General features: G+C 33.2%; 16 protein-coding genes. 10 read left to right on the top strand and 6 right to left on the bottom strand.

Features of this window, described 5'->3' with window-relative positions; translation table 11 throughout:
• Positions 1-73 precede the first annotated feature (73 nt).
• The 4 genes from BLV35_RS18605 to sufD all read left to right on the top strand — a co-directional run bounded on the left by BLV35_RS18605 (position 74) and on the right by sufD (position 4,177).
• Complete coding sequence (locus BLV35_RS18605) at positions 74-403, top strand: HesB/IscA family protein (protein ID WP_091093784.1); 330 nt, start codon at positions 74-76, stop codon at positions 401-403.
• A gap of 111 nt (positions 404-514) precedes the next feature.
• A complete protein-coding gene (sufB, locus tag BLV35_RS18600; RefSeq protein WP_091093782.1) occupies positions 515-1,963 on the top strand; it encodes a Fe-S cluster assembly protein SufB in 1,449 nt (482 codons plus the stop codon).
• A gap of 65 nt (positions 1,964-2,028) precedes the next feature.
• Positions 2,029-2,781, top strand: coding sequence for a Fe-S cluster assembly ATPase SufC (gene sufC / locus BLV35_RS18595; protein WP_091093779.1), 753 nt, complete (start codon positions 2,029-2,031; stop codon positions 2,779-2,781).
• Between the two features lie 79 nt (positions 2,782-2,860).
• A complete protein-coding gene (gene sufD, locus BLV35_RS18590; protein ID WP_091093778.1) occupies positions 2,861-4,177 on the top strand; it encodes a Fe-S cluster assembly protein SufD in 1,317 nt (438 codons plus the stop codon).
• Between the two features lie 148 nt (positions 4,178-4,325).
• Here sufD and BLV35_RS18585 read toward each other — a convergent pair whose 3' ends face one another.
• From BLV35_RS18585 to BLV35_RS18565, 5 genes are all read right to left on the bottom strand, one after another.
• On the bottom strand, positions 4,326-4,706 hold the full coding sequence (locus BLV35_RS18585) for an ASCH domain-containing protein (RefSeq protein ID WP_091093774.1): 381 nt from the start codon (positions 4,704-4,706) through the stop codon (positions 4,326-4,328).
• A 21-nt stretch (positions 4,707-4,727) separates the two neighbouring features.
• On the bottom strand, positions 4,728-5,660 hold the full coding sequence (locus BLV35_RS18580; RefSeq protein WP_091093771.1) for a hypothetical protein: 933 nt from the start codon (positions 5,658-5,660) through the stop codon (positions 4,728-4,730).
• A 1-nt stretch (position 5,661) separates the two neighbouring features.
• Positions 5,662-7,152 carry a PIN domain-containing protein gene (locus BLV35_RS18575; protein WP_091093769.1) on the bottom strand — a complete coding sequence of 497 codons (1,491 nt, stop codon included), beginning with the start codon at positions 7,150-7,152 and terminating at the stop codon, positions 5,662-5,664.
• 2 nt (positions 7,153-7,154) lie between these two features.
• Positions 7,155-7,664 carry an ATP-binding protein gene (locus BLV35_RS18570; RefSeq protein WP_091093767.1) on the bottom strand — a complete coding sequence of 170 codons (510 nt, stop codon included), beginning with the start codon at positions 7,662-7,664 and terminating at the stop codon, positions 7,155-7,157.
• Between the two features lie 64 nt (positions 7,665-7,728).
• Positions 7,729-9,075 (bottom strand): serine hydrolase domain-containing protein, encoded by a 1,347-nt coding sequence (locus BLV35_RS18565; RefSeq protein WP_091093765.1) that lies wholly within the window; start codon positions 9,073-9,075, stop codon positions 7,729-7,731.
• Positions 9,076-9,232: 157 nt separating this feature from the next.
• On the opposite strand from BLV35_RS18565, the gene BLV35_RS18560 reads away from it, so the two are divergent.
• From BLV35_RS18560 to BLV35_RS18535, 6 genes are all read left to right on the top strand, one after another.
• Positions 9,233-10,447: an aminotransferase class V-fold PLP-dependent enzyme gene (locus tag BLV35_RS18560; protein ID WP_091093762.1), complete on the top strand. Its 1,215-nt coding sequence runs from the start codon at positions 9,233-9,235 to the stop codon at positions 10,445-10,447.
• Between the two features lie 11 nt (positions 10,448-10,458).
• Positions 10,459-10,902, top strand: coding sequence for a hypothetical protein (locus BLV35_RS18555; protein ID WP_091093759.1), 444 nt, complete (start codon positions 10,459-10,461; stop codon positions 10,900-10,902).
• Complete coding sequence (locus tag BLV35_RS18550) at positions 10,892-11,311, top strand: SufE family protein (protein ID WP_091093756.1); 420 nt, start codon at positions 10,892-10,894, stop codon at positions 11,309-11,311. Before BLV35_RS18555 ends, BLV35_RS18550 begins: the two co-directional genes overlap by 11 nt.
• 102 nt (positions 11,312-11,413) lie before the next feature.
• Positions 11,414-11,737 (top strand): SUF system Fe-S cluster assembly protein, encoded by a 324-nt coding sequence (locus BLV35_RS18545; RefSeq protein ID WP_091093754.1) that lies wholly within the window; start codon positions 11,414-11,416, stop codon positions 11,735-11,737.
• A gap of 86 nt (positions 11,738-11,823) precedes the next feature.
• Positions 11,824-12,330, top strand: coding sequence for a DUF2480 family protein (locus BLV35_RS18540; RefSeq protein ID WP_091093751.1), 507 nt, complete (start codon positions 11,824-11,826; stop codon positions 12,328-12,330).
• A 22-nt stretch (positions 12,331-12,352) separates the two neighbouring features.
• Positions 12,353-13,201 carry a DUF3078 domain-containing protein gene (locus BLV35_RS18535; RefSeq protein ID WP_091093748.1) on the top strand — a complete coding sequence of 283 codons (849 nt, stop codon included), beginning with the start codon at positions 12,353-12,355 and terminating at the stop codon, positions 13,199-13,201.
• 256 nt (positions 13,202-13,457) lie between these two features.
• On the opposite strand, the gene BLV35_RS18530 is transcribed toward BLV35_RS18535, so the two are convergent.
• Positions 13,458-14,012 carry a transposase gene (locus BLV35_RS18530; protein ID WP_091093745.1) on the bottom strand — a complete coding sequence of 185 codons (555 nt, stop codon included), beginning with the start codon at positions 14,010-14,012 and terminating at the stop codon, positions 13,458-13,460.
• Between the last annotated feature and the right edge of the window lie 111 nt (positions 14,013-14,123).

The raw sequence follows: 14,123 nt of genomic DNA, 5'->3' as shown, positions 1-14,123 counted from the left end.
AAATGTTATCAGTTATGGAAAAAGGTTTTTATATAGTATCTTTGTCGTTAATTTAGACAAAATCAATATAACAATGATAAAGGTTTCAGATACTGCCAAAAAGAAAATCATCGATTTGATGACAGAGGACGGTTTTGATGCTGCTACAGACTACGTAAGAGTAGGTGTGAAAAGTGGCGGATGTTCCGGTTTGTCTTATGATTTAAAATTTGACAAAGCCAAAAGCGAAGACGATAAAATATTCATAGACAACGAAATAACAATTGCAGTGGAGAAAAAATCTTTTCTTTATTTAGCTGGAACAATTTTAGAGTTCTCAGGCGGAATAAACGGAAAAGGATTCATTTTCAACAATCCTAATGCAAATAGAACATGTGGATGTGGGGAAAGTTTCTCACTTTAATTACACATCGATTAAAAACATAAATTTCACACTATATAGAAATTAAGAAAATGAAGCGCATACAACGCCAAAATGAAACTTAATTCCTAAATGGTTCTAATTAGAAAAAAAATGTCAAAATACACAGAAGACGACTTAAAAATCGAACTCGAAACTAAAGAATACGAGTACGGATTTTACACCGAATTAGAAGCGGATACGTTTCCTATTGGTTTAAATGAAGATATCGTTCGCGCTATTTCCCATAAAAAAGGAGAGCCACAATGGATGACTGACTGGAGAATTGAAGCATTTCGCGCTTGGCAAGAAATGATCGAACCAGAATGGGCAAACGTACATTATACTAAACCAGATTTTCAAGCTATTTCTTATTATTCTGCGCCAAAAGCGGTTGATCCTAATAAAACATTAGACGATGTAGATCCGGAACTTTTAGAAATGTATAAAAAGTTAGGTATCTCTGTTGATGAGCAAAAGATGATGAATAATGTAGCCATGGATATCGTAGTTGATTCCGTTTCAGTTGCAACAACATTCAAGAAAACATTAGGCGAAAAAGGAATCATCTTTATGAGTATTTCTGAAGCCATTAAAGAGCATCCAGAATTAGTTCGTAAATATTTAGGAACTGTTGTACCACAAAAAGATAATTTTTATGCTGCATTGAATTCAGCTGTTTTCTCTGACGGTTCATTCTGTTATATTCCAAAAGGGGTTCGTTGCCCAATGGAACTTTCGACATACTTTAGAATAAATCAAGCGGGAACAGGTCAATTTGAAAGAACATTACTAATTGCCGATGAAGGTAGTTATGTAAGTTACCTTGAAGGTTGTACTGCACCAAGTCGTGATGAAAATCAGTTGCATGCTGCCGTAGTAGAATTAATTGCTATGGACGATGCCGAAATTAAATATTCTACCGTACAAAACTGGTATCCTGGAAACAAAGAAGGTAAAGGTGGAGTTTTCAATTTTGTGACTAAAAGAGGAATCTGCGAGAAAAACGCAAAAATTTCTTGGACACAAGTAGAAACGGGTTCTGCCGTAACTTGGAAATATCCATCTGTTATATTAAAAGGAGACAATTCAGTAGGGGAGTTTTACTCGATTGCTGTTACCAATAACTTTCAACAGGCTGATACTGGAACTAAAATGATCCATTTAGGAAAAAACACTAAATCGACTATTATTTCTAAAGGTATTTCAGCGGGTCAATCACAAAACAGTTACAGAGGTTTAGTTCGTATTTCGCCAAATGCGGATAACGCAAGAAACTTTTCACAATGTGATTCCTTATTAATGGGTAACAACTGTGGAGCGCATACTTTCCCTTATATCGAAAGCAAAAATCCATCAGCAAAAATTGAACATGAGGCGACAACAAGTAAAATTGGTGAAGACCAAGTTTTCTATTGCAACCAACGTGGAATTCCAACTGAGAAGGCAATTGCTTTAATCGTGAATGGTTTCAGTAAAGATGTACTGAACAAGTTACCGATGGAGTTTGCTGTCGAAGCACAGAAATTATTGGAAATATCTCTTGAAGGATCTGTAGGATAATTTTCCTATTGCAAAAAGAGAACTAAATGAATCTTAATACCTTAATGGTTTAAAATAAAAAACTAATGTTAAGCATAAAAAATTTACACGCCTCCATTGGAGATAAAGAAATATTAAAAGGAATCAACCTTGAGGTAAAAGCAGGAGAAATTCATGCGATAATGGGACCAAACGGTGCTGGAAAAAGTACACTTGCGTCCATCATTGCTGGAAACGAAAACTACGAAGTTACAAGTGGAGAAATTGCTTTAGACGGAGAAGACCTTAGTGAATTAGCTCCGGAAGAAAGAGCCCACAAAGGGGTATTCCTTTCTTTTCAATACCCTGTTGAAATTCCAGGAGTATCGGTAACGAACTTCATCAGAACAGCAATCAACGAAACGCGTAAAGCAAACGGACAAGAAGAAATGCCGGCTAACGAAATGCTAAAAGTGATTCGTGAAAAATCAGAATTATTAGAAATTGACAGAAAGTTTCTTTCTCGTTCTCTTAACGAAGGATTTTCTGGTGGAGAGAAAAAACGTAATGAGATTTTCCAAATGGCAATGCTAGAGCCAAAATTGGCTATCCTTGACGAAACTGATTCTGGATTAGATATCGATGCGTTACGTATCGTAGCTAATGGAGTGAACAAATTAAAAAGCGAAAAAAACGCAATTGTAGTAATCACGCATTACCAACGTTTATTAGATTATATCGTTCCTGATTTCGTTCATGTTTTACTTAATGGTAAAATCGTGAAATCTGGAGACGCTTCTTTGGCTTTAGAGCTAGAAGAAAAAGGATATGACTGGATTAAACAAGAACAAGAAGCATAAAATTTGTTTAAAGTCTAAAGCTTAAAGTTCCCACAACAACTTTAAACTTTTAAACCTTAAACTTTAAACAACAAAGAAAATGGATTTGAAAGAAAAATTAATCTCGTCTTTTATGGCTTTTGAAGAGCGCCTTGATGTTCACTCTGAACTTCATGATGTACGAACTTCGGCTATAAAAAACTTTGAAAATAAAGGGTTCCCAACTAAGAAAGACGAAGCTTGGAAATATACTTCGCTAAACGCTCTCTTAAAAAACGACTTTACCGTTTTCCCTAAAAAAGAAAACAGCATTCAATATTCTGATGTAAAAAAATATTTTTTACATGAGGTAGACACTTACAAAGTAGTATTTATTGATGGTATTTTCAGCTCATACTTATCGTCTACAACTCACGAAGGAATTGATGTTTGCTTAATGTCTTCGGCATTGAATAAACCAAAATACAAGATGATTATTGATAATTATTATAATCAAATTGCCAACAAAGAGGAAAGTTTAACTTCATTGAATACGGCTTTCGCCACTGAAGGAGCTTATATCAATATCCCAAAAAGCAAAGTCGCTGACAAACCTATTGAGATCATGTATTTCTCAACAGGAAATGAGTCTGCACTTATGGTACAACCAAGAAACTTGGTGATTGTGGGCGAAAATTCACATGTTCAAATTATTGAACGCCACCAAAGTTTGACTGAAAACCCAGTATTGACCAATTCGGTTACGGAGATTTTTGCTCAAAAACGTGCCATTGTAGATTTCTATAAAATTCAAAACGACAAGCTAACCGCTAACTTGATTGACAACACTTATGTCTCGCAAAAACAAGAAAGTAGTGTGGCAGTTAATACTTTTTCTTTTGGTGGAAACCTAACTAGAAACAACTTGAACTTCTACCATTTTGGAGAAAGAATAGTAAGTTACTTAAACGGAATTACGATTATTGGAGAAAAACAACACGTAGACCATTACACTTTGGTACAACATGCTACTCCAAATTGTGAAAGCCACCAAGATTACAAAGGAATCTTTTCTGACCGTTCAACTGGTGTTTTCAACGGGAAGATTTTCGTAGAAAAAGAGGCTCAAAAAACCAACGCATTCCAAAAAAGCAATAATATCTTATTGAGTGATAAAGCGACTATCAACGCCAAACCACAATTAGAGATTTTTGCTGATGATGTAAAATGTTCACACGGTTGTACCATAGGACAATTAGATGAAACTGCCATGTTCTACATGCAACAACGTGGAATTCCACAAAAAGAAGCCAAAGCTTTATTGATGTACGCGTTCTCGAATGCCGTTATCGAAAGCATCAAAATACCAGAATTAAAACAGAGAATTACTAAAATTATCGCCAACAAATTAGGCGTTAAAATTGGATTTGATTTGTAATAATTAAGGACTTAAAACATTTAACCCTTTCAGAGTTTTGAACTTTGAAAGGGTTATTTTTTTTGGAGCTATTTCCCGCTATCCGCTACAATCTTTTTTCGGTAAAAACCTTAAAAAGGATTTTCACTTCTATCGGGGCTAAAAAACACTATTCATCTGAGTTAAAATAAGCAAAAGATTGAGGCGGAGTCAAATTATAATCCTCCTTAAGGCTTTTGGGTATTTTAAATTTTTTCTTATTTTTTATTTGAATTGCAAATCCGTTTTTACGATCAGCAAAATATTCATAGAAATAATCCTCCGTTATTCCTGAATGTTCTTTGGTTTTATCCCATAGAGTTTTAAGGTCAAAATTAAATATTTCTCCAATTTCAAATTCACCAATTACTTTCTGCACTGGTGATGACGCATAAACCAAAACGGAAGTAACATTTTGGTTTTTGAAAATAGCTTTCCTAAATTCAAATTTTTTAGTTCCGTCAAATATTTTATTTGCAAACTTTGGCTTAATTGACATTACTACTTTCATTCTTTACCTAGATTTAAACTTTTATATGCCTTTTATAACTTCATATAGCCAGTTACTAACCAAATTCACAACTACAGCAAATATGACTGCAAATATCGTATATTTGGCTATCGTTTTCCAATTATTTTTCTCATATTTTGTTTTTATAAGTGTACTAACGCTTTCGACTTCTTTTTCTTTCCAATGATAAGCTAAATATGTTTGATTATCTATTTTTTTGTTTCCTACATAATCATCCCACTTATAATTTTCTAAATTTCTACAACTTAAAAAAGGTTGGTGATTACCAATTAATTCTTCATCTTTTGAACAAATAAAGAAAAAATGTTGTTTTTGAATTTTCAATAATCTTTCTACATTAATTTGTTCAAGCAAATCGTGATTTAAATCTCGTATTTCATTGACTCTAAAGTCTATCATTTCAATTTCAGAAAAAGCACTTTGAAAAATTGAGTTTGTAGGCCTACTTATTGTAGTTAATGAATTTATAAAATCTCCTTTAATTCTGAACCTAAAATAATTTGTCTTTTCTTCTTTAGGAATACAAATGCTAACGACAGTTCCTTCATACTTATCTTCAAAAATTAAGTCGGAGATAGATGTTTTATATATATTAAATACAAATTCGTTCTTTGTATCTTTTATTTCAAAAGATTTGCTTGTTGCTGTCGAAATAACCTTATAATTTTCATTAAAAATAGCACTAACTAAATCTACTTTATGAATAAATTTTTCAACAATGTCTTCAAAATCTGCGTCTTTGATTCTTACTGGAAAATAGATTTTTAAGGCTTCAATATTTTTAGTGTTAGATATTTTAATTCCTATGTCTAAGAACTTATGAGATTTACTTGTTCCATTAGGAATTTTCCAAAAATTGAAATGCAAATCTAACTTTTCAATAGTTTCTAGATTGAAATCTAAGGGTTTATACCAAATCGCTATACTTTTCATGTTAATAAGCGTATTTCAGAAGTTTGTCAAATTGCTCGATACTAATTTTTGTAAAACCTCTTGGGACATTTTCATAATTTAAAATAATTCCATTATCAACTAGCCATTCAAGATTAGGTCTTTTTCTAAATGAATATGTATAAAGAAAATTAACGATAAAAGGCCTATTAGCAGGATTGTGATTCCAATGCTTAGACAATTCTTCGTTTGTAAACACACTTCTTTTTCTACATAATGAAAGAAATTCTTCTTCAGTATTGATGTTTAGTACGCATGATTCAACTATTCCTAAAGTGGTAGCAACTCCTTTATATTTTCCACCCGTCATATAAAAAACTAGTACATCACCAGATTGCATTTTCTTTTCATAAGAACGTGATATATATACTTTACTTAAAGCGTTTCTATGGGGAAAACTTTCAATATAATCTTTTGGCGACTGGTTGTTTAGAATTGAATCAGGAAATAACTCTATATGATAATCCGGATATATTGGAACAATAAAAATGTTTTGTTGTCGAGAAAAAAATGGAAATGTTAGTTTAGGATTTTCAACGTCAATTATTTCTTTACTAAAGGTTCTAACATAAACTTGTTCATCTCCATTATGAGTTGTTTTTGTTCCGTAATGACTAAAACCCCAGTTTTTAAGAAGTTCTATTAACCTCTCTTGTTCATCTCTTTGGTCAAAAATAGTTACATATATTTCATCAACTCTAAATTGTAAGGCATTATCAAAAATTATTTTTAAAAACCGTTCCCCTATTTTATAACCATTTGCAGTTACTTTGAATGTTCCAATTTTTAATCTTTTTTTCTTCGCAAAAACAGGATTGATTTCATAATAATTCTCATTTTCATCTTCTCTCTTTATAAATAAAAAAGCGGTTAATCTACCCTCGCTATAACAGACATAACAGATCTCATCAGACTTTTTATTAAACCACTTATCAAATTCTGCATAATCTTCCCTAAAACTATCAAAAAAAACATCTCTTATGTTAACTTCAGCAAAATCAACTTTCTGAACAGATAAAACCTTATAATCAACTAATTCAGGGTTTTCAGCTGTTACTTTTTCTAAAAAATTTTCAATTTTAAAAACCTTATCTTCTATCCCTAAAAGCTTTGCTTTAGTATGGATTTTTTTGTCTTCTGAAATTAAAATATCAACCCTCCCTTCATAAACTTCATTCAATATTTGAGTGTCATTTATATCGTTGTCTTGATTATCTACTTTTTTGCTTACTTTTAATATTTCTTCCCCTAATGGAGCTTGATGTTTTAGTAAATTGTAGCTCTGAATCTTAATGCTCATCGTATCGAGAGCATTCGGATCTTTATATCTTTCTAATTCTTCAACTGTTAAAGGATGAATGTATTTTGAGTACTTAAGATTGTCAATCCATTTGAAAAGTTGGCCAATTTCTGGCTTGTATATTTTACTCGCTTCTCTATGAATAATGATATTGGTATCTAGTAAAATTTTCATTATTAAATAATTTCAATTAGTTTAGTATAATTTCCGTCTTGTATCTCGATATAAGGAACCGAATATTTTTTAGAAAGATATTTGGCATATTCTATTTCCATTTGTTGTAATTCATTCAAAATTTTAATATCATAAATTTTACCGTCTCTTTTTTCTAACCTCTTTGATATTTTTTCAATATCATCAATTACAATCGCAATAGCTTTTGGATTAATTTTGTCAAAAGTAACTTCATCAATTCTGATTGGAAAACCTTCTGAATTTAATAAACAGAAATGGCCATCTAGAAGATATTGTTTATCTTTTTTGATTAAATTTTTAAGACCATTAATTAATCTTTCTTGTGTAGTAGAAATATTTGCTACAAACTTATTATCACTATCACTTATTTCATTCCATTTCAATATTTCACTTGCAGTGATATGGCTTATAGTTGTATTCGAAGCTAATTCTTTGCAAATTGTCCCTTTACCAACACCGTGAATTCCTCCAATAAAAATTATATTTTTCATAAATTGCAATAACTAAGCTTTAATTCTTGTCTAATGTACTTAAAATAGACGAAAAAGATTACACTCACTTCTTCAAACTTCCAAGAATCCCTTTCAACATTCCGTTTACATCAAACTTAGCATCTTCGGTTAATCCCATTCGTACAATCACCAAATCATGTGACGGAATAATAAATACTTTCTGTCCCTGAAAACCGTTAGCCGAGTATAAATCCTTTGGCGCATCCGGATATCTTCCTCCTGCGTTCAACCAAAAATGTGCGCCATAATCTCCCTTCGAATCATTCGTTGGTGTAGCTACGTATTTAGCCCAACTTTTGTCGAATAACTGTTCGCCATTCCAATTTCCTTCATGTAAATAAAGTAAACCAAATTTTGCCCAATCTCTCGTAGTAGCCCAAGAATAAGATGATCCTACAAAATTTCCTGCCATATCCGTTTCAACAATCATCGATTTCATTCCTATTTTATCAATCAGCGCCGAATACCAAAAATCCAGATATTCTTGATGCGACTTAAACTGATTTCTTAAAATGTAGGACAATAAGTTGGTTGTTCCTGAAGAATAATTCCAATGCGTGTTAGGTTTAAATGCCACTTCTTTTTCTAGTTGCACTCTTCCCATATTTTCTGCTTGAAACAACATCTTAGTCGCATCGCTGATTGCACTATAATTTTCCTCCCACGCCAAACCAGAATTCATATGTAGCAAATCATTGGTCGTGATTATTTTACGATTATCATTTTTCCATTCTACAATTGGAGCTGGTTTATTAATATCGTACTTCCCTTGTTTTTGAAGAATTCCAAATAGTGTTGCCGTTATACTTTTAGTCATCGACCAGCCGAGAATTTTGCTGTCTTTATTGAAACCCGTATCGTATTTCTCGGCTATAATTTTGTCTTTATAAATCACTAATAAGGATCGGGTTCTCTTATCAACTATCCCCTTTTCGTCGAATGCATTGGCTACAGCCGCATTCAATTTAGCATAATCCACCTCGCTAAAAACCGTATCCTTTTGCTCTATATCTCCATAAGGAAAAATTAGATTGTTCGTCGTTTTATTTCGCTTTGGAGTATCATAAGGCTTGTTGATATCAAAATTATCATCAATTAAAGTAGCACCTAAACCTTCGCGGTAAATCGCCTTTCTTTCTTTCAACCCATAAACGGAAGCGGTCGCAAATTGTCCGTTTTCATCAATTGTGTTTGTAGCCAAGTCGATCATCTTAATATCGTTGTCTCCCTTTTCAATCATTTCCATGGAACGCTGGTCTATAAAATGTCCTGAGGCAATACTTTTGGCTGAAAAGCCAGAAATCAAATCCAATTTGGGATAGGTTATGAATCCATAATAAAGAATCCCGATAAAAGAGGCAAAACCAACAAGTTTGAAGAGTTTTTTCATGTGATACTATTTTACTGCAATTTAGTAAAATTTCTCCTTATTAATTCAATAGGATATTTCTATGAAAGCATAAGAAACAAACATAAAAAACAGCAAATTAGCACCGAAAACAAATTGGATTTTAGTACTTTTGTATTTAGAACTTTTCTAAATAATTATGCTAGACATTCAAAAAATAAGAGCCGATTTTCCGATACTTTCGCAAAAAGTGAACGGAAAACCTTTAGTTTATTTCGATAACGGAGCCACATCGCAGAAACCACAAATTGTGATTGATGCCATTTCAAAATATTACCAAGAAATTAATGCCAATATTCATCGCGGAGTACATACTTTGAGCCAATTGGCTACTGATGCTTATGAAATCTCACGTGGTAAAATTCAAAATCACATCAACGCCAAATTTCCCCATGAAGTGCTATTTACTTCCGGAACTACTTTTGGAATCAATTTAGTAGCTAACGGATTTGCAGCTATATTAAAACCGGGTGACGAAGTATTAGTTTCGGCATTAGAACACCACAGTAATATTGTGCCTTGGCAAATGTTGTGTGAGAAAACTGGTGCAACCCTAAAAGTCATTCCTATGAATGAAAAAGGGGAATTGATCATGGCCGAATACGATAAATTACTATCCGAAAAAACAAAGATTGTTACAACTAATCATATATCAAATGCGCTGGGGACAATCAACCCGATCAAGTATATGATTGATAAAGCACATGCTGTTGGCGCTGCTGTTTTAATTGATGGAGCACAAGCCGTTCCCCATTTAAAGCCTGACGTTCAAGAACTAGATTGTGATTTTTATGTTTTTTCAGGACATAAAATGTGTGGCCCAACCGGTGTAGGGGTTTTGTACGGAAAAGAAGCCTGGTTGAATAAACTCCCTCCTTATCAAGGCGGTGGAGAAATGATCAAAGAGGTGACTTTCGAAAAAACAACTTATGCTGAACTACCTCATAAATTTGAAGCGGGTACGCCAAATATTGCTGGTGGAATCGTTTTAGGAACTGCAATAGATTATATGAATGAGATTGGTTTCGAAAACATTCAGAAACAAGAGTTGGAATTGTTGGAATACGGAACCAAACGTTTATTAGAAATTGAAGGATTGAAAATTTTTGGTACTTCAAAAGAAAAAACTTCCGTAATTTCGTTTAATATTGAAGGCATTCATCCATACGATATTGGCACCATAATTGACAAATTAGGAATAGCGGTTAGAACGGGGCATCATTGTGCGCAACCGATTATGAATTATTTCAATATTCCGGGCACAATAAGAGCTTCATTTTCTTTTTACAATACCAAAGAAGAAATTGACGTTATGGTTGAAGCGGTAAAAAGAGCAACACTAATGTTATCTTAACTATTTAAACGATGAGAATACTATCTTTATTATTATTGACAATTTTTCTTGGAAAAAGCTGTGAAGGCCAAAACAAACAAGATTTAGAATCTGCTGTTATTGAATACACCGCAAATACAAGAGGGTTTTACCAAAAGATAACGGTTCAAAATCAAATGGTCACAATTTCAAAAGATAGAAGCGGACAAGACAAAGCCGTGGCTACGAAAATAGCATCCGAAGATTGGGAAGAACTAGTAAACTGTTTCAAAAAAATGGAATTAGATAGCTTACCAAAACTGAAAGCACCAACTGAAAAACGTTTTTATGACGGTGCTGCTATTGCTAATTTTAAAATCACGTTTCAAGATAAAACCTACGAAACAACTAGTTTTGACCATGGTTTTCCACCAAAAGAAATTAAAAAATTCGTAAATAAAATAAATTCATTTGCAAAACAAAACGATGAAAATTAAAGAAATACAAGATGAAATAGTAGACGAATTCTCCATGTTTGACGACTGGATGGAGCGCTATGAATACATCATCGAATTAGGAAAAAAGCTTCCGTTAATTAAAGAAGAATTTAAAACTGAAAGTAATTTGATAAAAGGCTGCCAATCGAAAGTGTGGTTGCAAGGAGAGAAAAATGATGATAAAGTGGTCTTCACCGCAGATAGTGATGCGATTTTGACAAAAGGAATCATCGCCATTTTGATTCGTACTTTTTCAAATCAAACTGCCTCAGACATTCTCGAATCTGATATGGATTTTATTGACGAAATAGGACTGAAAGAACATTTATCACCTACTCGCGCCAACGGATTAGTATCAATGATTAAGAATATAAAAATGTATGCTTTGGCATTCAACTCACAAAAATAATTTTAACATATAAGTCATATGCGAACTTGATTAAAAAACTCATTTTACTTATATGGTTCGAAAAATAACAAACACTAAAACAGATTAAAAAATTAAAATAAAATGGAACAAGATATAGACACTAACGAATTAGGAGAAGCGATCGTAAAAAAATTAAAAACAATTTACGATCCTGAAATCCCTGTAGATATTTATGAATTAGGATTAATCTATGACGTAATGGTAAACACGGATTACGAAGTAAAAATCCTGATGACTCTAACCTCTCCTAACTGTCCCGTTGCGGAAAGTTTACCAAGAGAAGTGGAAGAAAAAGTAAGGTCAATCGAGCATGTAAAAGACGCTGAAGTAGAAATTACTTTTGATCCGCCATGGAGCAAAGACTTAATGAGCGAAGAAGCAAAATTAGAATTAGGAATGCTTTAAAGATAGTATTCGGTAGTCAGTTTTTTAGTATTCCGTTAGTAGCTGAACACTGAAAAACTGAACACTGATTATTGAACACTAACAAAATGGAAGAGATAATAAATAAAGTGGCAAATAGTGCACTGGAGGTATTCGATTTAGAAGACTACTATCCAAAAGGTATTCGGTCTCAGGTTGACATTTCACAATGGCTTCTGGAAGGCTTTCTATTGAAAGAAAAAGATTTTAGGGAACATCTTAAAAATCACGATTGGACACAGTATCAGGATCAGTTTGTGGCAGTCAATTGCAGTACGGACGCCATTGTTCCGGCATGGGCTTCCATCTTAGTGACTATTCAACTTGCTCCTTTTGCCAAGAAAATCGTAAATGGAAACATCGACGATCTAAATGCTGCTTTGTATGAGGAATTACTAGCTAAAATTGACTACTCGGCGTATGCTAATAAAGCCATTATTATAAAAGGCTGTTCGCAAAAACCGGTACCTATGCGTGCCTATGTTTTGGCTGCGCAAAACTTGCAACCCTTCGCCCGTAGCATTATGTATGGTGAAGCTTGCTCTGCCGTTCCCTTATATAAAGCAAAAAAATAGAATTATTTAAAAACACTGAAACATGAAAAAATCACTACTTTCCATTGTTTTCATTCTAGCTGTACTTGTTGGAAGTGCTCAGGAAACTCAACAAGACACCACCAAACTTTGGACAAAAAAAGGAAATCTTTCGTTGCTTTTTAACCAATCTGCTTACAACAGACAGTGGCTCGGTGGAGGAACATCAAACATAGCAGGGAATTTTGGCGTTAACTACGACTTCAATTATAAAAAAGACGCTGTTGTTTGGGATAATAAATTTATCCTTGCTTATGGATTAAGTAAAATTAAAGGCGACAATAAAACTGCCAAAACAGATGACCGTCTAGAGCTGAATTCAATTTGGGGTAAAAAAGCAAAAGGCGATTGGTACTACTCGGTCTTTTTTAATTTTAAAACGCAAATGGACGTGGGTTACGATAAAAATGATCTGAATATATCCCATTTTTTCTCTCCGGCCTATTTCCAATTGGGACCTGGGATGCTATGGAAGAAAAGCAATAACCTGAGTGTCAACTTTTCTCCCGCTACATCAAAACTAATCTTGGTACACAATCACTTTACTGACTTTGGCCCTTCTTTTGGTGTTTTGCAAGGCGACAACTCTAGATTTGAATTTGGAGCTAGTATTTCAGCCTATTATAAGTTGAGTGTGATGGCGAACGTTTCTATCGAGAATCGTCTAAATCTATATTCTAATTATTTAGATGACCCACAAAATGTGGATATCGATTACCAAATGAATGTGGTAATGAAAATCAACAAATACCTATCGGCAAATGTCGCTTTACAAACTATATATGACGACAATTCTGTACAAGCAGTGCAAGTCAAAGAAGTCTTTGGAATAGGCGTGAATTACGGTTTCTAGAAACCAAGCATAATAAGAATCTAAAAATCCCTTTTGAAAATCTTCAAAAGGGATTTGGTGTTTTATAATGACCGGATTTAATTATTCGTCCTCATTGCCTTTATCTACTTCTTTCTCTCCAGCCTTCAATTATAAAGTTTTTTTCAATTATTTGATAGGCAGGTTTTCCGCTTTAATCTGGTGCTCGTCTGCGACGAGTACCTACTTTCTTGCGCGAACCATATAAAGCGTTTGCAATGCGGCTCCTATAAGTAACTTACCATAAAGGTTCGACATTTACATTACAAAAAACAGTGTTATCTTCTTCATAATTCCTATAACTACTGTTTACATAATCTCTCTCATGAAAAACGATTTCTGCTTCAACTGGATTATAATGTATGTAGTTTACACGTTGCTCAATTTTTTCCAAAGTATTCAATAAAACGGGATGAAAACCATCTTTCCATAATTTATAATTTGTAGCCCTTCCTGTTTTTTGAGCTTCAAAACTAAATTTTCGTAATAACCATTCTCGTCTGCTCTCTGGATGTTCTTTAATAGCTTCAATTAATTTTTTTGATGTGAATTTTTTAAAATCCCGAATGACATTTTGCAATTCACCATCAAATGCAGTTACAATTAAATGAATGTGACTGGTCATATATACATACGCATGTACACTCAAACCTTTTTCCTTGATACAATAATTTAAGGATTCATCTAATATATTACAATAGATAGGTCGTACAAGTAAATCAACCCAGTCTACAATTGTTATCGTAATAAAAGTTGGGACTGTACTGTCGATAACTTTGTATTTCTCAGACATTGTTTTTTATTCAAATATATTACTTTTAAGAAAACCATAATATGAAAAAATAGAAGCAGAATTGCCATTTACTACTATAGATGTAGTGAACCGCGTTGCAAACGCTAAAAT

The organism is Flavobacterium gillisiae, from assembly GCF_900107635.1.
Classification (GTDB): Bacteria; Bacteroidota; Bacteroidia; order Flavobacteriales; family Flavobacteriaceae; genus Flavobacterium; species Flavobacterium gillisiae.
Note: the sequence above shows the minus strand (reverse complement) of the source record. Positions and strands in the feature narration are given on the sequence as shown.

Bases quoted from the DNA above. Each gene is read 5' to 3' on its own strand.
- BLV35_RS18605 (WP_091093784.1), top strand. From the start codon at position 74: ATGATAAAGGTTTCAGATACTGCCAAAAAGAAAATCATCGATTTGATG.
- sufB (WP_091093782.1), top strand. From the start codon at position 515: ATGTCAAAATACACAGAAGACGACTTAAAAATCGAACTCGAAACTAAA.
- sufC (WP_091093779.1), top strand. From the start codon at position 2,029: ATGTTAAGCATAAAAAATTTACACGCCTCCATTGGAGATAAAGAAATA.
- sufD (WP_091093778.1), top strand. From the start codon at position 2,861: ATGGATTTGAAAGAAAAATTAATCTCGTCTTTTATGGCTTTTGAAGAG.
- BLV35_RS18585 (WP_091093774.1), bottom strand. From the start codon at position 4,706: ATGAAAGTAGTAATGTCAATTAAGCCAAAGTTTGCAAATAAAATATTT.
- BLV35_RS18580 (WP_091093771.1), bottom strand. From the start codon at position 5,660: ATGAAAAGTATAGCGATTTGGTATAAACCCTTAGATTTCAATCTAGAA.
- BLV35_RS18575 (WP_091093769.1), bottom strand. From the start codon at position 7,152: ATGAAAATTTTACTAGATACCAATATCATTATTCATAGAGAAGCGAGT.
- BLV35_RS18570 (WP_091093767.1), bottom strand. From the start codon at position 7,664: ATGAAAAATATAATTTTTATTGGAGGAATTCACGGTGTTGGTAAAGGG.
- BLV35_RS18565 (WP_091093765.1), bottom strand. From the start codon at position 9,075: ATGAAAAAACTCTTCAAACTTGTTGGTTTTGCCTCTTTTATCGGGATT.
- BLV35_RS18560 (WP_091093762.1), top strand. From the start codon at position 9,233: ATGCTAGACATTCAAAAAATAAGAGCCGATTTTCCGATACTTTCGCAA.
- BLV35_RS18555 (WP_091093759.1), top strand. From the start codon at position 10,459: ATGAGAATACTATCTTTATTATTATTGACAATTTTTCTTGGAAAAAGC.
- BLV35_RS18550 (WP_091093756.1), top strand. From the start codon at position 10,892: ATGAAAATTAAAGAAATACAAGATGAAATAGTAGACGAATTCTCCATG.
- BLV35_RS18545 (WP_091093754.1), top strand. From the start codon at position 11,414: ATGGAACAAGATATAGACACTAACGAATTAGGAGAAGCGATCGTAAAA.
- BLV35_RS18540 (WP_091093751.1), top strand. From the start codon at position 11,824: ATGGAAGAGATAATAAATAAAGTGGCAAATAGTGCACTGGAGGTATTC.
- BLV35_RS18535 (WP_091093748.1), top strand. From the start codon at position 12,353: ATGAAAAAATCACTACTTTCCATTGTTTTCATTCTAGCTGTACTTGTT.
- BLV35_RS18530 (WP_091093745.1), bottom strand. From the start codon at position 14,012: ATGTCTGAGAAATACAAAGTTATCGACAGTACAGTCCCAACTTTTATT.